The sequence below is a fragment of the Aquabacterium sp. genome, from assembly GCF_044226965.1.
Lineage (GTDB): Bacteria > Pseudomonadota > Gammaproteobacteria > Burkholderiales > Burkholderiaceae_C > Pseudaquabacterium.
In genome coordinates this window covers 41,373-63,285 of sequence record NZ_JBGAGA010000004.1, presented here as the reverse complement: position 1 = coordinate 63,285, position 21,913 = coordinate 41,373, and the positions used below count along the sequence as shown (strand labels likewise).

Genomic DNA, 21,913 nt, shown 5'->3' with positions numbered 1-21,913 from the left:
CACCCCTCGATTTCAGGAGACGCTTGATGAAACGCCACACTGCTCTTGCACTGGCCGCGGTGCTCGGTCTTGCCGCGGCGCGCCCGGTCGCCGCCCACGGCGACGAGCACCATGAGGCGACCCGCCGCTACGACCCGGCCAAGGTCGAGGAGACGGCATTCGGACGCGAAGGCGACCCGAAGAAGGTCGTGCGCACCATTCGCCTGGACATGGCCGACACCATGCGCTTCACGCCGGCCGATGTGACCATCCGGCGCGGACAGACGGTGCGCTTCGTGGTGCACAACAGCGGCAAGCTGCTGCACGAGATGGTGCTGGGCACCGCGGAAGCGCTGAAGGCGCATGCCGAGCTGATGAAGAAGTTCCCGGAGATGGAGCACGCCGATCCGAACATGGCCCATGTGAAGCCCGGCGCCAACGGGCAGATCGTCTGGCAGTTCACGAAGGCCGGCGAGTTCCAGTTCGCATGCCTGCAGCCCGGGCACTTCGAGGCCGGCATGGTCGGCAGGCTCAGCGTCAAATGATCGCCCGCCAACCACCCCGACTTCTTCCGCCTTCGAAAGGAACGCCCATGCCGCTGCTTCGCCTGTTGACTGCCTTGCTCGTTGCCGTTGCGCCGCTCGCGCAGGCCCAGGGTGCCGCATCGGCTGCCGCGGGCGCCGCGGCGATGGCCGATGGCGAAGTCCGCAAGGTCGACTTGGCCCAGGGCAAGGTCACGCTCAAGCACGGGCCGCTGCAAAGCCTGGACATGCCGCCGATGACCATGGTGTTCAAGGTGGCCGATCCCAAGATGCTGCAGGGCCTGAAGGAAGGCGACAAGGTGCGATTCAGCGCCGACCGGATCAACGGCGCCATCACCGTGACCCGCCTGGTGGCCGAGGCCCGCAACGAGCTGATCGACATCGCCTGGAACGCCGACCGCGTGTTCGAGCGCCAGGTGCAGGTCGCACCGAAGAAGTTCGCCGAGCTGTGCGGCAAGCTCGGCCGCGGCGAGCAGGTGGCCTGGTCCTTCGAAGGCAGCGCGCCGACCGACTTCAACATCCACTACCACCAGGGCAAGCAGGTGGTGTACCCGCAGCAGCAGGCGGCGGTGGCCGGCAGCAGCGGCACGCTGGTGGCGCCGCTGGACCAGGACTACTGCTGGATGTGGACCAACCAGGGCGCGGCCGAGGTGTCCCTGCGCATCAGGCTCCAGCACTGATGCGCCGCTGCTTCACCAGCGCATAGATCGCCGGAATCACCGCCAGCGTCAGCACGGTGGAGGAGATCATGCCGCCGACCATCGGCGCGGCGATGCGGCGCATCACTTCCGAGCCGGTGCCGCTGCTCCACATGATCGGCAGCAGGCCGGCCATGATGGCCACCACGGTCATCATCTTCGGCCGCACGCGCTCGACCGCGCCTTCCATCACCGCCGCGTAGAGCTCGGCGCTGCCGGCGTGCCCGCCCGCGTCGCGGCAGCGGGCCTGCGCGGCGCTCCACGCGTGGTCCAGGTAGATCAGCATCACCACGCCGGTCTCGGCGGCCACGCCGGCCAGCGCGATGAAGCCCACCGCCGCGGCCACCGACAGGTGGTAGTCCAGGGCCCACATCAGCCACACGCCCCCCACCAGCGCGAAGGGCACCGAGAGCATCACGATCAGCGTCTCGGCCAGGCGGCCGAAGTTCAGGTACAGCAGGCCGAAGATGAGCAGCAGCGTGACCGGCACGACGATCTTCATGCGCTGGCCGGCGCGCTCCATCGCCTCGAACTGGCCGCTCCAGGTGGCGTAGTAGCCGGGTGGGAACTTCACCTGTTGCGCCACCGCCTGCCGCGCGTCGCTGACGTAGGAGCCGATGTCGCGCCCGCTGACGTCGACGAACACATAGGCCGAGAGCAGCGCGTTCTCGGTGCGGATGGCCGGCGCGCCGCGCTCGATGCCCACGCGGGCCAGCTGGCCCAGCGGCAGCATCGCGCCGTCCGCTGTCGGGACGAGCACTTCATGCGCTATCTGCTGCGGGTTCGCGCGCAGCTCGCGCGGGTAGCGCACGGCCACGCCGAAGCGTTCGCGGCCCGCGACCATGGTCGTCACCATCTCGCCGCCCAGCGCCGTGGCCACCACGTCCTGCAGTTCGCCCACGGCCAGGCCGTAGCGGGCCAGCTGCGTACGGTCCGGTTCCACCGTCAGGTAGCTGGCGCCGGTCAGGCGTTCGGCGAACGCGCTGCGGGTGCCGGGCACCTGCCTGACCACCGTCTCGATCTGCCGCGCCAGGCGGTCGATCTCGGCCAGGTCCCTGCCGAAGACCTTCACGCCCACCGGCGTGCGGATGCCGGTGGACAGCATGTCGATGCGCGCCTTGATCGGCATCGTCCAGGCGTTCGAGATGCCGGGGAACTGCAGCGCCTGGTCGAGCTCGGCGATCAGCTTGTCGGTGTCCATGCCCGGCCGCCACTGGTCCTGCGGCTTCAGGTTGATGACGGTCTCGAACATCTCGGTGGGCGCGGGGTCGGTGGCGGTGTTGGCCCGGCCGGCCTTGCCGAACACCGAGGCCACCTCGGGGAACTGCCGGATGATGCGGTCCTGCGCCTGCAGCAGCTCGGCCGCCTTGGTGATGGACATGCCCGGCAGCGAGGCCGGCATGTACAGCAGCGTGCCTTCGTTGAGCGTCGGCATGAACTCGCTGCCCAGGCGGGTGGCCGGCCACCAGCTCAGCGCCAGCAGCAGCGCCGCGGTGGCAAGGGTCAGGCCCTTCCAGCGCATGACGCCTGAAATGAGCGGCCGGTAGAGCCGGATCAGCACCCGGTTGACCGGGTTGCGCGCCTCCGGCAGCACCGGGCCGCGGATGAACAGCAGCATCAGCACCGGCACCAGCGTCACCGAGAGCAGCGCCGCGCCGGCCATCGCGAAGGTCTTGGTGTAGGCCAGCGGCGCGAACAGCCGCCCCTCCTGCGCTTCCAGCGTGAACACCGGCAGGAACGAGACGGTGATGACCAGCAGCGAGAAGAACAGCGCCGGCCCGACCTCGATGCAGGCCTCGAGCATCGCCGCGGCGCGCTCGCGCAGCGCGGCCTGCGCCGGCAGCCGCTCCAGGTGCTTGTGGGCGTTCTCGATCATCACGATCGCCGCGTCGACCATCGCGCCCACCGCGATCGCGATGCCGCCCAGGCTCATCAGGTTCGAGTCCATGCCCAGCAGCCGCATCGCGATGAAGGCGATCAGCACGCCCACCGGCAGCATCAGGATGGCCACCAGCGCCGAGCGGGCGTGCAGCAGGAACACGAAGCACACCGCCGCGACGATCAGGCTCTCTTCTAGCAGCGTGTGCTTCAGCGTCTCGATGGCGCGGTGGATCAGCTCGGAGCGGTCGTACACCGGCAGGATCGAGACACCCTCGGGCAGGCCTGTGGCGACTTCGGCGATGCGTTGTTTCAGGTCGCCGATCACCTGCAGTGCGTTCTGCCCATGGCGCGCCACGGCGATGCCGGACACCACCTCGCCCTCGCCATTCAACTCGGCCACGCCGCGCCGCTCGTCGGGCACCAGCTCGACGCGGGCGATGTCGCGCACCAGCACCGGCGTGCCGCGCTCGGCCTTCACCACCAGCGTCTCCAGGTCGCCCTTGCCGCGCAGGTAGCCCTTGCCGCGCACCATGTACTCGGTCTCGGCCATCTCGATGACGCGGCCGCCGACATCGCGGTTCGCGTCGCGGATCGCCTGCGTCACCCGGGCCAGCGGGATGCCGTAGCTGCGCAGCTTCAGCGGGTCGACGGTGACCTGGTAGGTCTGCACGAAGCCGCCGATCGACGCGACTTCGGCGACGCCCGGCGTCCTGGCGAGCTGGTAGCGCAGGAACCAGTCCTGCACTGTGCGCAGCTCGGCCAGCGTGCGCTGCCGGGCCACCAGCGCGTACTGGTAGACCCAGCCGACGCCGCTGGCATCGGGGCCCAGCGTCGGCGTCACGCCGGCGGGCAGGCGTGCGGCGGCGGCGTTCAGGTACTCGAGCACCCGGCTGCGGGCCCAGTAGATGTCGGTGCCGTCCTCGAAGATCACGTAGACGAAGGAGGCGCCGAAGAACGAGAAGCCGCGCACCGCGCGCGACTTCGGCACCGCCAGCAGCGCGCTGGTCAGCGGGTAGCTGACCTGGTCTTCCACCACCTGCGGCGCCTGGCCCGGTACCTCGGTGTAGACGATCACCTGCGTGTCGGACAGGTCGGGCAGCGCGTCCAGCGGCATGCGCAAGAGCGCAAAGATGCCGGCGACGACGATGCCCAGCGTGGCCAGCAGCACCAGCCCCGGATGGCGGCCCGACCAGCGGATCACATGGCTCAGCATGAGGATGCTCCTTGCCGGCGCTAGCGCGCGAGAGGAGCGGCCGTGGTGGCGGACGCGGCCATCGCACCGACCACCGCCTTCAGGTTGCTCTCGGCATCGATCAGGAAGTTGGCCGCGACGACCACCTGTTCGCCGGGCTGCAGGCCCTGCAGCACCTCGACGTGCTCATCGCCACGCGCGCCGAGCGTCACGTCGCGCGGCTCGAAGCGGCCTTCGCCGCGCTGCACCAGCACCAGGCGGCGGGTGCCGGTGTCGATGACGGCCGAGTCCGGCACGGTCAGCACCGCCGCAGCGCTGCCCGCGGCCACGTCGACCTGCGCAAACATCGCCGGCCGGAGCAGGCGCTGCGGATTCGGCAGTTCGATGCGCAGCGTGGCGCTGCGCGTCTCGGCTTTCAGCGTCGGGTAGAGGTAGGCCACGCGGCCCTCGAAGCGCTGGCCCGGGAAGGCGTCGAAGCGCAGCCAGGCCTTGGCGCCGAGCTTCAGCAGGCCGAGGTCCTGCTCGGGCACGTCGGCCAGCACCCACACGGCCGACAGATCGGTCACCTGATACAGCGCCTCGCCGGGCATGAAGCGCATGCCCTGCAGCGCCTTCTTCTCGGTGACGATGCCGGCCACCGGGGAGCGCAGCGTCACGCTGCGCCGCGGCTCGCCGGTGCGCACCAGCGCCGCGATCTCTTCCTCCGCAAGGCCCCACAGGCGCAGCCGTGCCAGGCTGGCGTCGGCCAGCTGGCGCATGCCCGCAGCCGAGGCCTCGCCGGCGCCCTGCATCGCCTGCAGGCCCTGCATCGCGATCACGTACTCGCGCTGCGCGGCCAGCAGCTCGGGGCTGTAGACCTCGAACAGCGGCTGGCCCGCGGCCACCGCCTGGCCGGTGGCATTGACCAGCAGGCGTTCGACGTAGCCCTCGAAGCGCGGCGTCACCAGCGCGATGCGCCGCTCGTCCGGCTCGACGCGCCCGGCCGCATGCAGCAGGCGGGCCAGCGGGCGCAGCTGCGCGGCCTCGGTGCGCACGCCCAGCTTCTGGACCTTCTCGGTGCTGATGCGCAGCGGCGCCATGCCGCTGGTGCTGGCTGCGGGCGGCTCGGCCTCGTCGGCGTAGACCGGGATGTAGTCCATGCCCATCGAGTCCTTCTTCGGCACGGGCGAGGTGTCGGCCAGGCCCATCGGGTTGCGGTAGTACAGCGGTCGGCGCGCCGCCGGCGTGGCCGGCGCGGCCGCCGCGGCCTCCGGGGGCCTTGCCTGCGAGCGCGAGCCCAGCCAGTAGCCGCCCCCGGTGGCGAGCGACAGCAGCAGCGCGGCGAGCGCGGGTACGACGGGCTTCATGGTGCTTCTCCCACCAGGCGTTCGATGTCGGCCAGCCTCAGCCGGGCCTCGACCTGGGTCTTCAGGCGGTCCTGGCGTGCCTTGCGGATCTGCCGCTGGGCGTCCAGCAGCGTCGCGAAGTCGGCCTTGCCGGCTTCGTAGGCGACCAGCGCAGACTGCAGGCTCAGTTCCGCGCGCGGCAGCAGTTCGTGCTGGAGCAGGGCGTCGTTGCGCTGCGCCGCCTCCAGTGCGGCCAGTTGCTCGGCCAGCTCGCCCTGCAGCTGGCGGGCGACGGCCTCGGTGCGGGCGCGCTGTGCGGCCAGCAGTGCCTCGGCCTCGCGTTCCTGCGCCGCGCGGGCTTCGCGCTGCAGCGGCAGCCCCACTTCGAGCATCAGGCCCCAGGCGCTGACGCGCGAGCCCATCTGCGTGGGCGCGATGCCGATCTGCAGCGCCGGGTAGCGCTGGCTGCGCACCAGGTCGCGGCTGGCCTCGGCGCCTTGCAGCCGCGCCTGCTCGGCGGCCAGCACCGGGCTTGCGGCCAGCGCGCGCCGGGTCAGCGCCGCGGCATCCAGCGGCGCGGGGGACGGCAGGGGCGGCAGTGGCGGCGGCGATGGCGCCGCGGCCAGCGCGGTCGTCGTGGCCTCGGGGCCGACCAGGGTGTCCAGCCTGCTGCGGGCCTGGCGCTGCTCGGCCTGCAGCCCGATGAGCTCGGCGCGCAGCGCGCTCTGCTCGAGCTGGGCGCGCAGCACGTCCTGTTGCGCGGCCAGGCCGACCGCATAGCGGGCCCGGGCCAGCTGTTCCAGGCGCAGCAGCAGCTCGGCCTGTTCGCGCGCCAGGCCTTCGCTGCCGACGGCCAGCACCAGCTGCAGGTACGCGCCCTTGATGCGCGAGGCCAGCTCCAGCCACAGGCCCTGGCTGCGGGATTCGGCGGCGCGGGCATCGGCCTGCGCGGCGTCGCGCCGCAGCGCGCGCTGGCCCCAGCCCGGCAGGGGCTGCAGCAGCGTGTAGCGGGTCTCGGCGGCACGCCAGGGCAGGCGGGCGGGGTCGGGCGAGCCCCGGCGCCATGACAGGTCCTCCTGCTCCACCCGCAGCGTCGGCTCGGGCCAGGCGCCGGCGGCCGGCAGGCGCTGGCGCATCGCATCGGCGTCGAGCCGCATCGCGGCCAGCTCGGGGTTCTGGGTCCGGGCCTGGGCGAGCAGGCTGGCCAGCGCGTCGTTCGCATCGGTGGCCCGGGTCGGCGGGGCCAGCAGCAGCAGGGTCAGCAGCGCCATGGCGCTGCGGCGGCGCAGGCGGCGCGCCGGCGGGGTCGGCGCGGCACCGGGTTCAGGCAGGTTCGTGGCCATCGTGGTGCAGGGGCGAATGAAGGGGCAAATCAAGGGGCCCAGGGCCGGCAGGGCAGCGGGCGGGCGGCAATGCACGGATTGCCCGCCAACGGGGGCGACAACGCCAGGTCCCAGGCCTTGCGCAGGCCGCGACGGATGACGCTGACTTGGCGCGCTAGGGCGTCAGGTGCCGGAAGGCGATGCGCGCCGGCACGCGCGCCAGCGGCGGCGGTGCGGCGGCAGGGCGTTCAACGGGCCGGTCGAGGCCGACCGCCAGCGCCAGGGCGCGCGTCGGCAGCAGGGCCATGCCCAGTGCCGCGCCGGCATCGAAGGCCGGTGTGGCCGATTGCAGGCTGCCGGCGTTGTCGTGGCAGTACTGCGCGCAGGCCGATGTCGTGGTCGCGGCGCCGTCTTCGCCCTGGCAGCAGGTCGGCATGCTGGTGCCCGACGCTGCGGGCCCGGCGCCGGGCGTGAGCACGCAGGCGTTGACCAGGCCGCTGGCCAACAGCAGCAGCCATGCCGCCAGCAGACGGGCGGTCATCCTGAACAGGGCGTGGCGGCGCGGAACCATGAAGGGCACGGGCATGTCGAGCACCCATTGTTGGCCGACGACCCCGCCCCCGTTCTTGATGTTGCGCAATTGGCGCTGCGAATGCGGCGTCGTGTCGCGCCGCTCGGCAGCCCCTGCGGGCCGCCTATTCCAGCCAGGGCTGCAGCGTCGGTGGCAGGCGGTAGCGGCCGGCCGTGGCGTCGAACGTCAGCGCGTGCTGCAGGTGCCGCGGCTGGCGCGCGGCGCCGATCTGCTGTGTCTCGTCGATGCGCAGCGGGTAGGCCGCGGCCGCGGGCTGCGAGGCGTCCAGGCGCCAGCGGCGCTCGATCTGCCGACAGGTGGCGGCGCGCGGCTTGCCGTCCTCGCCTTCGGGCAGGCCGCTGTTCTCGTAGCCGACGTTCAGCGCCAGCACCTCGGCCAGGCCGCGCTTCGTCGGCGCATAGAGGTGCAGGCTGTCGATGGTCTGGCCCTGGCCGGTGTAGCCGTCCAGCACCGCGAAGCCGTACCAGCCGGCGCCAAGCTGCAGCGTGCGCAGTTCGCCGGGCTCGCCGAAGTTGCCGGTCTCCAGGCCGGTGAGCTGCAGCTCGATTTGCCACTGGCCGGCCTGCTGGCGCAGCTGGTACAGGTCGAGCCGGGCCGATTCCACATGCGCGGCCGCGCCTTCGATGGCGCCGCACACCGCCAGCAGGCGCTGCGTGCCGCCGGGCAGCAGGCGGTCGGCGCAGACGGTGTAGCGGCGCGGCGGGCCGGCGTCTGCAGCGCGGCCTGGCCAGGCCTGGCGGCGTGCGTCGTAGGCACCGTAGTGCTGCTGCAGGAAGGGGCGCAGCTCGGCTGCCGGCGTGATGGCGGCGCCGGCGGCCGATGCGGCCGGCGCGGCCTCGGCGCGCAGTGACAGCGCGGCGGCCGCGCAGCTGAGCAGGCTGGCCGCGGCCAGCAGGTTGAACAGCAAACGCAGGCGGCAGGAGCGGCTTGAGGACATGCCGGCATGCTGCCGCGCCCGCGTTTCAGGCGCGCTGGCGCCGTGCTGCAATTGTTGCGAGCCCATGCGTTCAGGGCACGTCGTGCCCGGCACCGGCGCGCCACAGCCGGTACCACTGCTGCGCGTCGAGCTTCAGCTGCAGCGCGGCGACGGCTTCGCGCGCGGCCTCGATGCGCCGCGAGCCGATGATCGGCAGCGGCCGGCTCGGATGGCGCAGCACCCAGGCGAAGGCCAGCGTGGTCGCGCTGACGCTCAATTCGCCTGATAGACGCTGCAGCTCCGCCTGCACGCGGCGCGCGGCATCGTCCTCGCCGGTGAACAGGCGGCCGCCGGCCAGCGGCGACCAGATCATCGGCCGCAGGCCCAGCTGCTGGCACTGGTCCAGCGTGCCGTCGTGCAGCGGCTGCCGGTGCAGCGGCGACAGCTCGATCTGGTTGGTCACCAGCGGGATGCGGCTGTGCAGCAGCGCGAACTGCGCGGGCGAGAAGTTCGAGACGCCGAAGTGCAGCACCTTGCCTTCGCGGCGCAGCGCCTCGAAGCAGGCCGCCAGTTCGTCGGCTTCCAGCAGCGCGTCGGGCCGGTGGATCAGCAGCAGATCGAGGCGGTCGGTGCGCAGCGCGGCGAGCGATTGCTCGACCGAAGCGCGCACATGCGCGGCCGAGGTGTCGTAGTGGTGGATCAGGTCGCCCGGGCGCGCCGGCACCGCGAGCCGGATGCCGCACTTGCTGACCAGCTGCAGCTGATCGCGCAGGCCGGGCGCCAGCGCCAGCGCTTCGCCGAACAGCGCCTCGACGGTGTAGGCGCCGTAGATGTCGGCGTGGTCGAAGCTGCTGATGCCCAGCGCCAGGTTGTCCTCGATCCAGCGCAGGCGCTGCTGCGGCGACCATTGCCACTGGTCCAGCCGCCAGGCGCCGGCGATGATGCGCGACAGGACCAGGCTCATGCGGCCCTCACGCCTTCTTCTCGCGCGGCAGGCGGCCCATCAGGTAGAACTCGTCGTTCGGCCGCATGCCGGTGAGGTTGGCCATGCGGTTGGACAGGCCGAAGAAGGCGCTGATGGCGCCGATGTCCCAGATGTCCTCGTCGTCGAAGCCATGGCCGCGCAGCGTGGCGAAGTCGGCCTCGTCGACCTCGTGCGAGCGCTGGCTGATCTTCATCGCGAAGTCGAGCATGGCCTGCTGGCGCGGCGTGATGTCGGCCTTGCGGTAGTTCACCGCGACCTGGTCGGCCACCAGCGGCTTCTTCTCGTAGATGCGCAGGATCGCCCCGTGCGCCACCACGCAGTACAGGCACTGGTTGGCCGCCGAGGTGGCGACGATGATCATCTCGCGCTCGCCCTTGCTCAGGCTGCCGCTGTCTTTGAGCAATAGCGCGTCATGGTAGGCGACGAAGGCGCGCCATTCGGCGGGGCGGTGCGCGAGCGCGAGGAACACGTTGGGCACGAAGCCGGCCTTCTGCTGCACCTCGAGGATGCGCTGGCGCATGTCCTCGGGCAGGTCGGCGAGTTCGGGCACCGGGTAGCGGCTGATGCGGGGCATGGCGGGGGCGTGGAGTGCGGAGTCGGGAGCGGCAGCATAGCGCGCGCACCCGGCCCGCGTTGGGTAGACTCGGCCGCGGGTGTTGGGCGCGGCCTGGTGGGCGCGGCGCGCAGCAGGTTTCAAGCGCTGGTCGGGCCGCCGCGCGGTACCGTCACGACCCCTGCCGCCCATGAACACCCCTGCCATCCAGGTCACCGCCGCCGCGATCTTTGCCGTCGCGCTGCTGCACACCTTTGCCGCCAAGCAGTTCGAGCGCCTGTCGCGCCGCTTTCCGCGCCACGCGGGCCTGTTCCACCTGCTCGGCGAGGTGGAGGTGGTGTTCGGCTTCTGGGCCATCGTGCTGGTGCTGGCGATGGCGCTGCTGGCCGGCGGCGGCCAGGCGCTGGGCTATGCCGAATCGCGCAACTACACCGAGCCGCTGTTCGTGTTCGTCGTGATGGTGATCGCCGCCTCGCGCCCGGTGCTGCAGGCGGTGCTGATGACGGTCGGCGCGCTGGCCCGGCTGCTGCCGCTGCCGCGGCCGCTGGCCACGGTCTGGCTCGGGCTGGCCCTGGTGCCGCTGCTGGGCTCGCTGGTCACCGAGCCGGCCGCGATGACGCTGGCCGCGCTGCTGCTGGCGCCGCTGGTGTTCCGCCCCGGCCTGCCGGAGTGGAAGAAGTACGTGGCGCTGGGCGTGCTGTTCGTCAACGTCTCGATTGGCGGCACGCTCACCTCGTATGCCGCGCCGCCGGTGCTGATGGTGGCGGCCACCTGGCAGTGGGACAGCCTGTTCATGCTGACGCACTTCGGCTGGAAGTCGGCGCTGGCGGTGCTGGTGAACGCGACCGCGGCGGCCGCGCTGCTGCGCCGCGACCTGGCGGCCGGGGCAGCGGCGGAGGCGGCCGCACCGCGGGGGCCGCGGGTGCCGGCGCTGGTGATCGGCGTGCACCTGCTGCTGCTGGCCGGGGTGGTGGCGCTGGCCCACCATCCGGTGGCGTTTCTCGCGCTGTTCCTGATGTTCCTGGGCTTCGCGCAGGCCTACGACCGGCACCAGGACGCGCTGATCCTGAAGGAAGGGCTGCTGGTGGGCTTCTTCCTGGCCGGGCTGGTCGTGCTGGGCGGCATGCAGCAGTGGTGGCTGCAGCCGGTGGTGTCCGGGCTCGGGCCGGTGGCGCTGTTCTTCGGCGCGCTGGGCCTGACCGCGATCACCGACAACGCGGCGCTCACCTACCTCGGCTCGCTGATTCCGGACATGCCGGCCGCGTCGAAGTACATGCTGGTGGCCGGTGCCGTGGCCGGCGGTGGCCTGACGGTGATCGCCAATGCGCCGAATCCCGCCGGCGTGGCGCTGCTGCGGCGCGGCTTCGCCGACGAGTCGGTGGGGGCCGCCGGGCTCGCGCTCGGGGCCCTGCTGCCCACCGCGGTGGCGGCGCTGGCGCTGGCGCTGCTGTGATCGCGGGCCCGGCGCGCCGCGGGCACGCTACAGCAGCCGTTCCTCGACGAACAGCGACTGCAGCCAGAGCTTGAAGCGCAGCCAGGCGCTGGCGTTGGGCTCTTCGGTGCTGACGGTGGGCTGGCCGGACTCATCGGTGCCATGCCACTCGATGGTCGTGTCGTCGGCCGCCAGGCGCAGCTGGTAGAGGTTGGCGCCGCTGCGGCCTTCCATCATGCGGATCAGGCCTTCGGTCAGCGGCGGGCTGTCGATCACCACGCCCATCTCGGTGTTGCCGATGGCCGAGCGGGCATCGAAGTTGACCGAGCCGACCAGCAGCCGGTGCCGGTCGACGATGGCCACCTTGGCATGCAGGCGCGGGGTCGACCGGCCGAAGCTGCCGAAGGTGCGCGTGCGCTGGGTCTGCGTCGGGTTGAACTCGTAGATCTTCACGCCCAGGCGCAGCATCTCGGTGCGATAACGGCTGTAGTGCGCGTGCACCAGCGGTTCGTCGGTGGAGGCGATCGAGTTGGTGAACAGCACCGTCCGCACGCCGTGCCGGGCGCCCAGCCGCATCATCGACATGCCGACCTCGCTGGGCACGAAGTACGGCGAGACGATGGTCAGCTGCACCCGCGCGGTGGTGAAGGCCTGCAGCAGCCCCTGCATTGCATCGGTCGGCCGGTTGCCCGGCGCGCCGTCGATGGCCTTGGCCGGCGGGTCGGCGAAGACCTGGGCCCGGCCGTGGATCAGGGCCAGGCGGCCCGCCTCCAGCTGCTGCTCCACCGGCGGCTGGCCCAGCGGGTCGATCTCGTAGTCGGCCACCACCGGCGGCAGCGCGCGCACCGCGGCGTCGAACTGCGCGCGTGCCGCGGCCGCATCGGCCGGCGCCGCGAGCACGCTGTGCAGCGGCCACACCACGTCGCTGTTCCAGTAGCGGTCGAACACGGCGGACATGTCCTGCACCACCTGGCCGGTGGACAGCACGTCGAAGTCGACGAAGTTCGCGTCGCGCGCGCTCATGAAGTACTCGTCGCCGATGTTGCGGCCGCCGTAGAGGGTCATCGCGTTGTCGGCGACGAACAGCTTGTTGTGCATGCGGTGGTTGTGCCGCTCGAAGTCGCCGGGCGAGAGCAGCAGCCGCAGCACCGGCGGGCCGCGGCGCAGCGGCAGCGGGTTGAACAGCCGCACCTCGACGTTGTCGTGCGCGGCCAGGCCCAGCAGCAGCTCGTCCACCTCGGCGGCGTAGAAGTCGTCGAGCAGCAGGCGCACCCGCACGCCGCGCGCGGCGGCATCGCGCAGCGCGCGCAGCAGCAGGCGGCCGGCGTGGTCGTTGTGCAGGTGGTAGTACTGCAGGTCCAGCGAGCGCTGCGCGCGCTGCGCCAGCGCCAGGCGCGCGTTCAGCGCGTACTCGCCGGCCGGCAGCACGCGGAAGCCCGAGGGCGCCGTCTCGCCCGGCGGGCGGCTGGCTTCGGCGATGCGGGCCAGCGCGGTCTGGCCGGTGTCGGTGAAGGCCTGCGACGGCGCGGGCGTGCCGCGCGGCGGCAGCCCGGCACAGCCGGCCAGGGCCAGCACGGCGATCAGCAGCAGCAGGTGCAGGCGATGCAGTGGCATGGCGCGGCCCGGCGTGGCATCAGCTGCGGAACTGCATCGCGTGCAGCCGCGCGTACACGCCGCCGCGCGCCAGCAGTTCGGCATGCGGGCCCAGCTCGACCAGGCGACCGGCTTCGAGCACCGCGATGCGGTCGGCATGCTCGATGGTCGACAGCCGGTGCGCGATGACGATGGTGGTGCGGCCCTGCATCAGCTCGTCCAGCGCCTCCTGCACCGCGCGCTCGCTCTCGCTGTCCAGCGCCGAGGTGGCTTCGTCGAGGATCAGGATCGGCGCGTCCTTGTACAGCGCGCGGGCGATGGCCAGGCGCTGGCGCTGGCCGCCGGAGAGCTGGCTGCCGTTGTGGCCGACCAGGCTCAGCAGGCCCTGCGGCAGGCTGTCGACGAACTCGAGCAGGTGCGCGCCCTTGAGCGCCGCGCGGGCGCGCTGCGGGTCGGCTTCGGCGCCGAGGCAGATGTTGGCCAGCACCGTGTCGTTGAACAGCACCACGTCCTGGCTCACCAGCGCGAACTGGCGCCGCAGCGCGTCGACGTTCCAGCCGTCCAGCGGCACGCCGTCCAGGCTGATGCGGCCCGCCGTGGGCTCGGCAAAGCGCGGCAGCAGGTTGATCATCGAGGACTTGCCGGCGCCCGAGGGGCCGACCAGCGCCAGCGTCTCGCCGCGGCGGATGGTCAGGCTCAGGCCGTCCAGCGCGGCGCTGGTGCTGTCGCGGTAGCGCAGCGTCACGCCGTCGAGGGCTATCTCGCCAAGTGCGCGGCCAGGGTCGTGGCTGCCGCTGCGTTCCTGCGGGCTCTGGTCGATCAGCTCCAGCCCGCGCTCGATCGCGGCCAGACCGCGGGTGATGGGCGCCATCACGTCGGACAGGTGCTTGACCGGGGCCACCAGCATCAGCATCGCGGTGATGAAGGCGACGAAGCCGCCCACGGTGGCGCCGTCGCTGTGGCTCTGCCACAGCGCGACGACGATCACCGCCGACAGCGCCAGTGCGGTGAACACCTGGGTCAGCGGCGTCATCGCGCCGCCGGCCGCGACGATCTTCATCAGCACGCGGCGCATCTTCTGCGCGTGGGTGTCGAAGCGCCGGGCCTGCGCGGGGCCGGCGCCATGCATGCGCACGATGCGCCAGGCCAGCACGTTCTCTTCGACCACGTAGGCCAGCGCGTCGGTGGCGTCCTGGCCTTCGCGCGTCAGCCGGTGCAGGCGCGAGCCCACCGTGCGCATCACCCAGGCCACGGACGGGAACAGCACCGCGACGAAGAGGGTGAGCTGCCAGTTCAGCCACAGCAGCCAGACCAGCAGCGCCAGCAGCGTCAGCGAATCGCGCACCAGCGTCAGCAGCGAGTTGATCAGCTGCTGCGCGCCGGACTGCACCTCGTAGACCAGCGTGTTCGTCAGCCCGCTGGCGGTGTTCCGGCTGAACATGGCCGGCTCGGCGGTGAGGATGCGTTCGAACAGCTCGTGCCGCAGGTCCTGCACGCCGCGGTGCGCGGCCCACGACAGCGCGTACTGCGCGACGAAGCCGGAGATGCCGCGCACGACGAAGATGCCGACGATGGCCAGCGGCACCAGCCACAGCGGCAGCGCGCGCGCCGAGAAGCCCTGGTCGAGCAGCGGCTTCATCATCGCGGGGATCAGCGGCTCGGTGGCCGCGCCGATCAGCGAGCCCACCATCGCGACGACCAGCGCCCAGCGGCTGTGGCGGAAATACGGTGCGATGCGGGAGAAGCGCTGCAGCAGGGACGGCATGGGGCGCCGATTATCGGCGCAGGCGTGTGGCGTGCCGGCGACGCGGGTCCGGGGCTTGCCACGGATACTGTATGAAACTACAGTATGTTCGTGAACCTCTCGCTGCCCTTCGATGACCAGGCCGTCTCGGCCAATGCGGCGCTGTGCGTGCCGCCGCCGGAGGAGGCGCAGCCGGTGGCCTCGCCGGCTGGGGGGGCGGCGGCGCCGGCGCCCGGCGGCCCGGAGCCGCACCCCGCGCCGGAAGACCCGCCCCCCGCGCCCGAAGACCTGCACCCTGCGCTGTGGCGGGCCGACCAGCTGGGCGGCGGCTTGCAGGTGGTCACCGCCAGCGGCTTTGCCGTGCTGGATGCCGAGCTGCCCGGCGGCGGCTGGCCGCACCGCATGCTCACCGAACTGCTGCTGCCGCATGCCGGCCTGGGCGAGATGCGCCTGCTGGCGCCGGCGCTGGCCGCCATCGCCCGGTCGTCGCATGTGCTGCGCGCGGCGGCCGGCGCAGAAGCGGCCGGCGCCGGCCGCTGCGTGATGCTGTTCGACCCGCCGGCCGGCCTGCATGCCGGCGCGCTGGCCGCGCTGGGGCTGGACGCGCGGCAATGGCTGGTCGTGCGCGGCCGCAATCCGCATGGCCGCCCCGTTTCCGCGTTATCGCGCCCCGGGCCCCTGCAGCGCCTGCTGCCCAGCGCCGACGTGCTGTGGGCGCTGGAGCAGGCGCTCAAGAGCGGCCATGCCGGCGCCATCCTGGCCTGGCTGCCGCCGCCGCTGAAGGCTGATGCGCTGCGCCGGCTGCAGCTGGCCGCGCAGGCGCATGACGGACCGGCGTTCGTGTTCCGCGAAATGGCCGCCAGCCAGCGCCCCAGCCCCGCGCCGCTGCGCCTGCAGCTGCAATCGGCCGGTGTCGACCGGCTCAGGCTGCAGCTGCTCAAGCGCCGCGGTCCGCCGCTGCAGCGGCCGCTCTCGTTGCGGCTGGTGCCGGTGCTGGGCCCGGAGGAGGAAGACCGCCTGCAGCAGCAGCAGGGTGCCGAATCGGCCCTGGCCTGGCGCCTGCAGCATGCGCCGCAGGCTTCGAGCACCGCGCAGGCCCGGCTTGCCGCGCTGAACGCGATGGCCGAGCAGATGGCGCGGCTGCCGGCCGATCCGTCGCGGTCTTGAACACCATGGTCGGCCGGCGCGATGCTGTGGATCGGGATTCATCTGCCCTTGCTGTCGCTGGAGACCTTCGCCAGCACGCTCGACCCGGCGCTCGCCGGCCTGCCGCGGGTGCTGATCGAAGAGCACCGCGTCGTGCAGGCCGATGCCGCGGCCCGCGCGCTGGGCGTCAAGCCCGGTTTCAAGCGCGCCACGGCACTGGCGCTGGCGCCCAATGCGCTGCTGGGCCAGGCCGATGCGCACCGCGATGCGCAGGCGCTGCAGGCGCTGGCCCATGCCGCGCTGGCCTTCACGCCCTCGGTCGTGGTGTGCGACGAGCCCGGCCGTGCCGGCCTGCAGATGGAGGTGCGCGCCAGCCTGCGCTACTTCGGCGGCCTGCCGCGCCTGATCGACCTGCTGCAGCAGGCCCTGCAGCCGCTGGGCCATCAGCTGCAGATCGCCACGGCGCCCACCGCGCTGGGTGCGGCGCTGCTGGCGCGCTGGCGCGCCGACCTCACGCTTGGCCCGCACAGCGACAACCTGATGGTGCTGCGCCGCTGGCTCGACGCCGCGCCGGTGTGGCTGCTCGGCCCCGGCCGCGAGCACTGGGAAGCGCTGCAGGGCATGGGCCTGCGCACGCTGGGCGATCTGCGCAGCCTGCCGCGCAGCGGGCTGGCACGGCGCTTCAGCCCCGAACTGCTGAACGAGCTGGACCGGGCCCGTGGCGACGCGCCCGAGCCGCAGCGCTGGGTGATGGCGCCACCGCGCTTCGACAGCCGGCTCGAGCTGTTCGCCCGCGCCGACACCAGCGCGCAACTGCTGGCCGGCGCGCGCGTGCTGCTGGCGCGGCTGGTGGCCTGGGCGCAGGCGCTGCACGGCCGCATCGGGGCCTTCACGCTGCGCGCCCACCATGAACCACGTCATCGCAGCGACAGCCAGGTGCCGCCGCACAGCACGCTGGAGATCGCGCTGGCCGAGCCGGCCGTCGACATCGGCCACCTGCAGCAGCTGCTGGCCGAACGGCTGGCGCGCCTGCCGCTGCCGGCGCCGGCGCTCGAACTCAGCCTGCACAGCGACGCGCTGGTGCCCGGCGCGGTGCCGAATGCCGAGCTGTTTCCCACCCGCGCCACCGAGCGCGAGGGCCTGACGCGCCTGGTCGAGCGCCTGCAGGCACGGCTGGGCCGCGAGCAGGTGTGCAGCCTGCGGGCGGTGGCCGATCACCGGCCCGAGCGCAGCACGGCGGTCGAACCGGCGAATGCCGCGGCCGTGCTGGCCGCCAGCGCGGCAGCCCCACCGAAGCCGGTGGGCCGCGACCGCAGCTTGCTGCGCCCGGTGTGGCTGCTGCCGGAGCCCTTGCCCCTGCAGGAACGGCAAGGCCAGCCGCTGTACGAGGGGCGGCCGCTGAAGCTGCTGGCCGGGCCGGAGCGCATCGAGTCCGGCTGGTGGGACGAGGGGTTGGTGACGCGCGACTACTACATCGCCGGCCTGCCGGATGGCGCGCTGCTGTGGATCTTCTGCGAGCGCCTGCCGCTGCCGCCGGGGCAGGGCCAGGGCTGGTGCCTGCAGGGGCGCTTCGGCTGAGCCAGGCTCGGCCCTGCGCTCAATCGGCCGGCTTCGACGCCGCAGACGCAGCCGAGGCCGACCCCACCACCTTGTGCGCCACCGAATCCACCGCCTTGGCCGTGGCATGGACGCCGCGCTGCACGCCGCTGGCAGCCGCCTTGGCCCCGCGCTGAACACCGCTGGCGGCCGCCTTGACGCCGCGCTCGACGCCGCTGGCGGCCACCTTGGCGCCATGCGCCACCGCGCTGGCGGCGGTCTTCGCGCCATGCTCGACGGCCTTCTCGACCTTCTCGACCACGCCTTGGTTGGCGGTTGCCGCCGACGCCGCGCCCTGCGCCTGCGCCAGCGGTACCGCCAGCGCCAGCAGCAGTCCACCCATCCAGAACATTCGATTCATCGCATCACTCCCGTCGACTCAACGTGCGTTCACATCGATCAGGGCAAGCCGTATGCCCAGCGCGACGAACAGTGCGCCGGCACCCCGCGTCAGCCACAGCCCGAGCCGGCCGCTGCCGCCGCGCCAGCGCTGGCGCAGCGCGGCCAGCAGCCAGGCCAGCGCGACATTGACCAGCGTGCCGTTGACGTTGAACACCAGCCCCAGCACCAGGAAGGCGACGGCCTTGCTCGGCGCCTGCGGCTCGATGAACTGCGGCACGAAGGCCAGGAAGAACAGCGCCACCTTGGGGTTCAGCGCATTGGTCAGGAAGCCCTGCGCGAAGACGCGGCCGAAGCTGGCGCCGGCCGCCGGCGCCACCGCCGTGCCGTCGGCCGGTCCGGCCTGCGCGCGCGCCCTCAGCATCGAGAAGCCCAGCCACACCAGGTAGGCCGCGCCGACCCAGCGGATCACGGTGAACGCGGTGGCCGAGCCCGCCAGCAGCGCCGACAACCCCAGCGCCGCGGCGGCCGCATGCAGCATGCAGCCGGCGCCCACGCCCAGCGCCGCTGCCGCGCCGCCGCGAAAGCCCAGCGCCGCGGTGCGTGCCGCGATCAGCGCGATGTCTGCGCCCGGCGTGATGTTCAGCAGCAGCCCCGCGCCGATGAACAGCGGCAGGTCGTGGATTCCGTCGAACAGGCCGAGCATCGTTCTACCCCGTCAGTCCCAGCATGCCGGCCACCGCGCCGGCAGCGATCAGCCACAGCGGGCTGAGCTGGGTGCGCACCATCACCAGCACCGTCAACGCCACCAGCAGCCAGGTGCCCCAGTGCGCGCGCGTGGGCGCCAGCAGCACCCAGCCCGTGGAGGCCAGCAGGCCCAGCGTCAGCGGTGTCAGGCCGGCGGTGAAGGCCTTCAACAACAGTGAATCGCGGTGCTGGCGGCGCAGCCTGCCCACGCCCCAGGCCAGCACCGAGGACGGCAGCATGATGCCGGCCATCGTCGCCACCAGCCCGGCCAGGCCGGCCACGTTCAGGCCCACCAGCGCGACGAACAGGATGTTCGGCCCCGGCGCCGCCTGCGCGATGGCCACCGACGAGGTGAAGTCGGCATCGCCCAGCCAGCCGTGCTCCTGCACCAGGTAGCGCTGCATGTCCGGGGCGGTGGTGATGGCACCGCCCACCGCCAGCATCGACAGCAGCATGAAGTGTCCGGTCAGCTGCAGCAGCTCGCGCCAGCCCAGGCCATGCAGGCCCAGCTGGGTCCACAGCTCGGTGCTCATGGGCTGGCTCCTGTCGGGCGCAGCCGCCACCAGGCCAGCGCCATGCCCACGCTGCCCAGGCCCAGCACCACGTACACCATCGGCCAGCGCAGCACGCCCACCATCAGCAGCGTCGCGGCGCCGAAGGCATAGCCCAGCGGCCGGCCCAGCGGGTTGCCGTCCAGCGTGCGCGTGAGCTTCACCGCGGTGGCGATCACCAGCCCGGCGGCCACCACGCCCATGCCGCGCAGCGCGGCCACCACCAGCGGCTGGTCGGCGAACTGCCGGTACAGAAGGCTCAGGCCCAGCACGATGGCGGTGGGCGCCAGCAGCAGCCCGCCGATCGCCGCGAAGGCACCACGCAGCCCGAAGTGCCTATCACCGAAAATGAGCGCCAGGTTGATGATGTTCGGTCCCGGCAGCACCTGGCCCAATGCCAGCAGCTCGACGAAGCCCTGCGGGCTGAGCCATTGCTCGCGCTCGACCAGCTCGCGGTGGGCGATCGGCAGCACGCCGCCGAAGCCCTGCAGCGCCAGGCGGTTGAAGACGCGGAAGATCTCCAACGGCGATGCGGGCTTGCGCAGCACCGGCGGGCTGGCGGGCGCGACGACCGGCTCAACCAAGCGCGGCCTCCGGTGGCCGCGGGCCACGGCTGCGACGGGCGGCCCATTGGCTCAAGGCCAGCGCCGCCAGCATCCACGCGGACCCCACCCAGTGCAGCGGGCCGAAGCCCTGCTGCGCCATGATCGCCCCGCCGCTGGAGGCGCCCAGCGCCTGGCCGACGTAGATGGCCGAGCTGTTCAGCGCCACCAGCGCGGGCGCCAGCGCCGGGGCCGCCAGGCTCAGGCGCGCCTGCTGCGCCGAGTTCGACGCGAAGCAGCCCAGCGCCCACGGCGCGATCACCAGCACCATCAGCGGCAGCGTGGCGCCCAGTGGCCAGGCCAGCAGCGACAGCGCCATGCAGCCCAGCAGCAGCGCCACCGCGCGGTCGGTGCCGAAGCGGTCGATGTGGCGCGACAGCAGCACGTTGCCGAACACGCCGACCGCGCCGTACCACAGGAACATCAGGCTGATCTGGCCGGCGCTCGCGCCCAGCACCTGGCGGTAGTACGGCGCGATGTACGAGAACAGCGTGAACTGACCCGCGCCGCTGAGCGCGGTGACCGCGACGATGGCCATCAGCACCGGGTGCGTGAACACCTGGCGCCAGTGCGCCAGCGACAGCGCCGCGGGCCGCACGCCGTCGGGCATCGCGCGCCAGACCCAGGCCGCGCCGGCCAGCGCCAGCAGCGCCACCAGGCCGAAGGCATGGCGCCAGCCGAAGGCTTCGCCGATGTAGGCATGCAGCGGCATGCCCAGCACCGACGACACCGACCAGCCGAGGAACACGAAGGTGATGGCGCGGCCGCGCTGCTCGGGCGGCACCATCACGCCGATGGCCGCGGCCGCCTGCGGCGTGAACACCGCCGCGCCCAGCACCGACAGCGCGCGCACCGGCAGCAGCGCGGCGTAGTTCGGCATCAGCGCCGACAGGCCATGGCCCAGGCCGAACCACAGCAGCGCAAGCGTCAGCAGCCGGCGCCGGTCGATGCCGGCCACCACGGCAGCCATCAGCGGTGCGCCGACGGCCATCACCACCGCGGCCACCGCGATCAACTGGCCCCCCACCGCGACGCTCACCTGCAGCGAGCGCACCAGGTCGTTCAGCGCACCGGCCACCACCATCACGCCGCAGCCGATGGTGAAGTTGCCGTACAGCAGCGCCCAGCGCGCGCCGCGGTGCGCTTCGGTCACCGGATCACCTTCAGCGCTTCCGGGTTCACCAGGTTGGTCGGCTCGTTGCGGATGAAATTGATGACGTTGTCGAACGCGGCGCCGAAGTACAGCTCGTAGCTGTCCTGCTCGACATAGCCGATGTGCGGCGTGCACACCGCGTTCTCCAGCCGCAGCAGCGGGTGGCCCTGCAGGATGGGCTCGGTCTCGAACACGTCGACCGCGGCCATGCCAGGCCGGCCCTTGTTCAACGCCGAGACCAGCGCGTTCTCCTCGACCAGCTCGGCGCGCGAGGTGTTGACGAACAGCGCGGTGGGCTTCATGCGCGACAGGTCGTCCAGCGTCACCAGGCCGCGCGTGGCATCGGTCAGCCGCAGGTGCAGGGACAGCACGTCGGCGGCTTCGAAGAAGGCCTCGCGTGATTCGGCGGCCTCATGGCCGTCGGCCGCGGCCTTCAGGCGCGAGGCCTCGCTGCCCCACACCAGCACCTGCATGCCGAAGGCGCGGCCATAGCCGGCGAGCAGCTGGCCGATCTTGCCGTAGCCCCACACGCCCAGGGTCTTGCCGCGCAGCACCATGCCGATGCCGAAGTTCGGCGGCATCGAGGCCGACTTCAGCCCCGACTGCTGCCAGGCGCCGTGCTTGAGCGTGCCGATGTACTGCGGCAGCCGGCGCATCGCGGCCATGATCAGCGCCCAGGTCAGCTCGGCCGGCGCCACCGGCGAGCCGACGCCTTCGGCCACCGCGATGCCCATGCGGGTGCAGGTGGCCACGTCGATGTGCGGGCCGACGCGGCCGGTCTGCGAGATCAGCTTCAGCTTGGGCAGCTTCTCGAGCAGCGCGCGCGGGAAGTGGGTGCGTTCGCGGATCAGCACCAGGATGTCGGCATCGCGCAGCCGCACCGACAGCTGGCCGATGCCCTTGACCGTGTTGGTGAAGACCTTGGCGTTCAGGTGTTCCAGGCGCGCCGCGCAGCGCAGCTTGCGCACGGCATCCTGATAGTCGTCGAGGATGATGATGTTCATGGCAGCGTCGGCGATTCTGCC

General features: G+C 72.3%; 20 protein-coding genes. 5 read left to right on the top strand and 15 right to left on the bottom strand.

Features of this window, described 5'->3' with window-relative positions; translation table 11 throughout:
* The first annotated feature begins 26 nt into the window (after window positions 1-26).
* The gene (locus ACILR4_RS03110; protein WP_395699359.1) at window positions 27-524 is read left to right on the top strand and encodes a plastocyanin/azurin family copper-binding protein; all 498 of its coding nucleotides are present in this window, start codon (window positions 27-29) and stop codon (window positions 522-524) included.
* Window positions 525-571: 47 nt separating this feature from the next.
* Window positions 572-1,201 (top strand): copper-binding protein, encoded by a 630-nt coding sequence (locus ACILR4_RS03105; protein ID WP_395699358.1) that lies wholly within the window; start codon window positions 572-574, stop codon window positions 1,199-1,201.
* Here ACILR4_RS03105 and ACILR4_RS03100 read toward each other — a convergent pair.
* From ACILR4_RS03100 to ACILR4_RS03070, 7 genes are all read right to left on the bottom strand, one after another.
* Window positions 1,185-4,313, bottom strand: coding sequence for an efflux RND transporter permease subunit (locus ACILR4_RS03100; protein WP_395699357.1), 3,129 nt, complete (start codon window positions 4,311-4,313; stop codon window positions 1,185-1,187). The two genes, ACILR4_RS03105 and ACILR4_RS03100, sit on opposite strands and share 17 nt — an antisense overlap.
* Window positions 4,314-4,333: 20 nt before the next feature.
* The gene (locus ACILR4_RS03095; protein ID WP_395699356.1) at window positions 4,334-5,638 is read right to left on the bottom strand and encodes an efflux RND transporter periplasmic adaptor subunit; all 1,305 of its coding nucleotides are present in this window, start codon (window positions 5,636-5,638) and stop codon (window positions 4,334-4,336) included.
* The gene (locus ACILR4_RS03090) at window positions 5,635-6,960 is read right to left on the bottom strand and encodes a TolC family protein (RefSeq protein ID WP_395699355.1); all 1,326 of its coding nucleotides are present in this window, start codon (window positions 6,958-6,960) and stop codon (window positions 5,635-5,637) included. Before ACILR4_RS03090 ends, ACILR4_RS03095 begins: the two co-directional genes overlap by 4 nt.
* A 154-nt stretch (window positions 6,961-7,114) precedes the next feature.
* Window positions 7,115-7,480: a hypothetical protein gene (locus tag ACILR4_RS03085; protein ID WP_395699354.1), complete on the bottom strand. Its 366-nt coding sequence runs from the start codon at window positions 7,478-7,480 to the stop codon at window positions 7,115-7,117.
* 154 nt (window positions 7,481-7,634) lie between these two features.
* Window positions 7,635-8,468: a hypothetical protein gene (locus ACILR4_RS03080; RefSeq protein WP_395699353.1), complete on the bottom strand. Its 834-nt coding sequence runs from the start codon at window positions 8,466-8,468 to the stop codon at window positions 7,635-7,637.
* A gap of 70 nt (window positions 8,469-8,538) precedes the next feature.
* The gene (locus ACILR4_RS03075) at window positions 8,539-9,411 is read right to left on the bottom strand and encodes an aldo/keto reductase family oxidoreductase (protein WP_395699352.1); all 873 of its coding nucleotides are present in this window, start codon (window positions 9,409-9,411) and stop codon (window positions 8,539-8,541) included.
* Between the two features lie 7 nt (window positions 9,412-9,418).
* Window positions 9,419-10,006: a peroxidase-related enzyme gene (locus ACILR4_RS03070; protein ID WP_395699351.1), complete on the bottom strand. Its 588-nt coding sequence runs from the start codon at window positions 10,004-10,006 to the stop codon at window positions 9,419-9,421.
* 169 nt (window positions 10,007-10,175) lie between these two features.
* On the opposite strand from ACILR4_RS03070, the gene ACILR4_RS03065 reads away from it, so the two are divergent.
* Window positions 10,176-11,438 (top strand): putative Na+/H+ antiporter, encoded by a 1,263-nt coding sequence (locus ACILR4_RS03065; protein ID WP_395699350.1) that lies wholly within the window; start codon window positions 10,176-10,178, stop codon window positions 11,436-11,438.
* Between the two features lie 27 nt (window positions 11,439-11,465).
* On the opposite strand, the gene ACILR4_RS03060 is transcribed toward ACILR4_RS03065, so the two are convergent.
* Together ACILR4_RS03060 and msbA are read right to left on the bottom strand one after the other, a co-directional pair.
* Complete coding sequence (locus ACILR4_RS03060) at window positions 11,466-13,031, bottom strand: phosphatidylserine/phosphatidylglycerophosphate/cardiolipin synthase family protein (RefSeq protein WP_395699349.1); 1,566 nt, start codon at window positions 13,029-13,031, stop codon at window positions 11,466-11,468.
* A 19-nt stretch (window positions 13,032-13,050) separates the two neighbouring features.
* Window positions 13,051-14,775, bottom strand: a complete 1,725-nt coding sequence (gene msbA / locus ACILR4_RS03055) for a lipid A export permease/ATP-binding protein MsbA (protein ID WP_395699348.1) — start codon at window positions 14,773-14,775, stop codon at window positions 13,051-13,053.
* A gap of 84 nt (window positions 14,776-14,859) precedes the next feature.
* On the opposite strand from msbA, the gene imuA reads away from it, so the two are divergent.
* Together imuA and ACILR4_RS03045 are read left to right on the top strand one after the other, a co-directional pair.
* Window positions 14,860-15,921, top strand: a complete 1,062-nt coding sequence (gene imuA / locus ACILR4_RS03050) for a translesion DNA synthesis-associated protein ImuA (protein ID WP_395699347.1) — start codon at window positions 14,860-14,862, stop codon at window positions 15,919-15,921.
* Between the two features lie 21 nt (window positions 15,922-15,942).
* The gene (locus tag ACILR4_RS03045; protein ID WP_395699346.1) at window positions 15,943-17,478 is read left to right on the top strand and encodes a Y-family DNA polymerase; all 1,536 of its coding nucleotides are present in this window, start codon (window positions 15,943-15,945) and stop codon (window positions 17,476-17,478) included.
* Between the two features lie 19 nt (window positions 17,479-17,497).
* Here ACILR4_RS03045 and ACILR4_RS03040 read toward each other — a convergent pair whose 3' ends face one another.
* The 6 genes from ACILR4_RS03040 to ACILR4_RS03015 are packed head-to-tail and all read right to left on the bottom strand — an operon-like array spanning window position 17,498 to window position 21,892.
* Entirely contained in the window at window positions 17,498-17,857 is a 360-nt protein-coding gene (locus tag ACILR4_RS03040) for a hypothetical protein (protein ID WP_395699345.1), read from the bottom strand.
* 18 nt (window positions 17,858-17,875) lie between these two features.
* Window positions 17,876-18,541: a LysE family translocator gene (locus ACILR4_RS03035; RefSeq protein ID WP_395699344.1), complete on the bottom strand. Its 666-nt coding sequence runs from the start codon at window positions 18,539-18,541 to the stop codon at window positions 17,876-17,878.
* Between the two features lie 4 nt (window positions 18,542-18,545).
* Window positions 18,546-19,115, bottom strand: a complete 570-nt coding sequence (locus ACILR4_RS03030) for a chromate transporter (protein WP_395699343.1) — start codon at window positions 19,113-19,115, stop codon at window positions 18,546-18,548.
* A complete protein-coding gene (locus tag ACILR4_RS03025; RefSeq protein ID WP_395699342.1) occupies window positions 19,112-19,717 on the bottom strand; it encodes a chromate transporter in 606 nt (201 codons plus the stop codon). Before ACILR4_RS03025 ends, ACILR4_RS03030 begins: the two co-directional genes overlap by 4 nt.
* Window positions 19,710-20,888, bottom strand: a complete 1,179-nt coding sequence (locus tag ACILR4_RS03020; protein ID WP_395699341.1) for an MFS transporter — start codon at window positions 20,886-20,888, stop codon at window positions 19,710-19,712. The genes ACILR4_RS03025 and ACILR4_RS03020 overlap by 8 nt, the downstream gene beginning before the upstream one ends.
* Window positions 20,885-21,892: a D-2-hydroxyacid dehydrogenase family protein gene (locus tag ACILR4_RS03015; protein ID WP_395699340.1), complete on the bottom strand. Its 1,008-nt coding sequence runs from the start codon at window positions 21,890-21,892 to the stop codon at window positions 20,885-20,887. Before ACILR4_RS03015 ends, ACILR4_RS03020 begins: the two co-directional genes overlap by 4 nt.
* Between the last annotated feature and the right edge of the window lie 21 nt (window positions 21,893-21,913).

What these genes read in the sequence shown, in the direction of transcription:
- ACILR4_RS03110 (WP_395699359.1), top strand. Translation starts at nt 27, where the DNA reads ATGAAACGCCACACTGCTCTTGCACTGGCCGCGGTGCTCGGTCTTGCC.
- ACILR4_RS03105 (WP_395699358.1), top strand. Translation starts at nt 572, where the DNA reads ATGCCGCTGCTTCGCCTGTTGACTGCCTTGCTCGTTGCCGTTGCGCCG.
- ACILR4_RS03100 (WP_395699357.1), bottom strand. Translation starts at nt 4,313, where the DNA reads ATGCTGAGCCATGTGATCCGCTGGTCGGGCCGCCATCCGGGGCTGGTG.
- ACILR4_RS03095 (WP_395699356.1), bottom strand. Translation starts at nt 5,638, where the DNA reads ATGAAGCCCGTCGTACCCGCGCTCGCCGCGCTGCTGCTGTCGCTCGCC.
- ACILR4_RS03090 (WP_395699355.1), bottom strand. Translation starts at nt 6,960, where the DNA reads ATGGCCACGAACCTGCCTGAACCCGGTGCCGCGCCGACCCCGCCGGCG.
- ACILR4_RS03085 (WP_395699354.1), bottom strand. Translation starts at nt 7,480, where the DNA reads ATGACCGCCCGTCTGCTGGCGGCATGGCTGCTGCTGTTGGCCAGCGGC.
- ACILR4_RS03080 (WP_395699353.1), bottom strand. Translation starts at nt 8,468, where the DNA reads ATGTCCTCAAGCCGCTCCTGCCGCCTGCGTTTGCTGTTCAACCTGCTG.
- ACILR4_RS03075 (WP_395699352.1), bottom strand. Translation starts at nt 9,411, where the DNA reads ATGAGCCTGGTCCTGTCGCGCATCATCGCCGGCGCCTGGCGGCTGGAC.
- ACILR4_RS03070 (WP_395699351.1), bottom strand. Translation starts at nt 10,006, where the DNA reads ATGCCCCGCATCAGCCGCTACCCGGTGCCCGAACTCGCCGACCTGCCC.
- ACILR4_RS03065 (WP_395699350.1), top strand. Translation starts at nt 10,176, where the DNA reads ATGAACACCCCTGCCATCCAGGTCACCGCCGCCGCGATCTTTGCCGTC.
- ACILR4_RS03060 (WP_395699349.1), bottom strand. Translation starts at nt 13,031, where the DNA reads ATGCCACTGCATCGCCTGCACCTGCTGCTGCTGATCGCCGTGCTGGCC.
- msbA (WP_395699348.1), bottom strand. Translation starts at nt 14,775, where the DNA reads ATGCCGTCCCTGCTGCAGCGCTTCTCCCGCATCGCACCGTATTTCCGC.
- imuA (WP_395699347.1), top strand. Translation starts at nt 14,860, where the DNA reads ATGTTCGTGAACCTCTCGCTGCCCTTCGATGACCAGGCCGTCTCGGCC.
- ACILR4_RS03045 (WP_395699346.1), top strand. Translation starts at nt 15,943, where the DNA reads ATGCTGTGGATCGGGATTCATCTGCCCTTGCTGTCGCTGGAGACCTTC.
- ACILR4_RS03040 (WP_395699345.1), bottom strand. Translation starts at nt 17,857, where the DNA reads ATGAATCGAATGTTCTGGATGGGTGGACTGCTGCTGGCGCTGGCGGTA.
- ACILR4_RS03035 (WP_395699344.1), bottom strand. Translation starts at nt 18,541, where the DNA reads ATGCTCGGCCTGTTCGACGGAATCCACGACCTGCCGCTGTTCATCGGC.
- ACILR4_RS03030 (WP_395699343.1), bottom strand. Translation starts at nt 19,115, where the DNA reads ATGAGCACCGAGCTGTGGACCCAGCTGGGCCTGCATGGCCTGGGCTGG.
- ACILR4_RS03015 (WP_395699340.1), bottom strand. Translation starts at nt 21,892, where the DNA reads ATGAACATCATCATCCTCGACGACTATCAGGATGCCGTGCGCAAGCTG.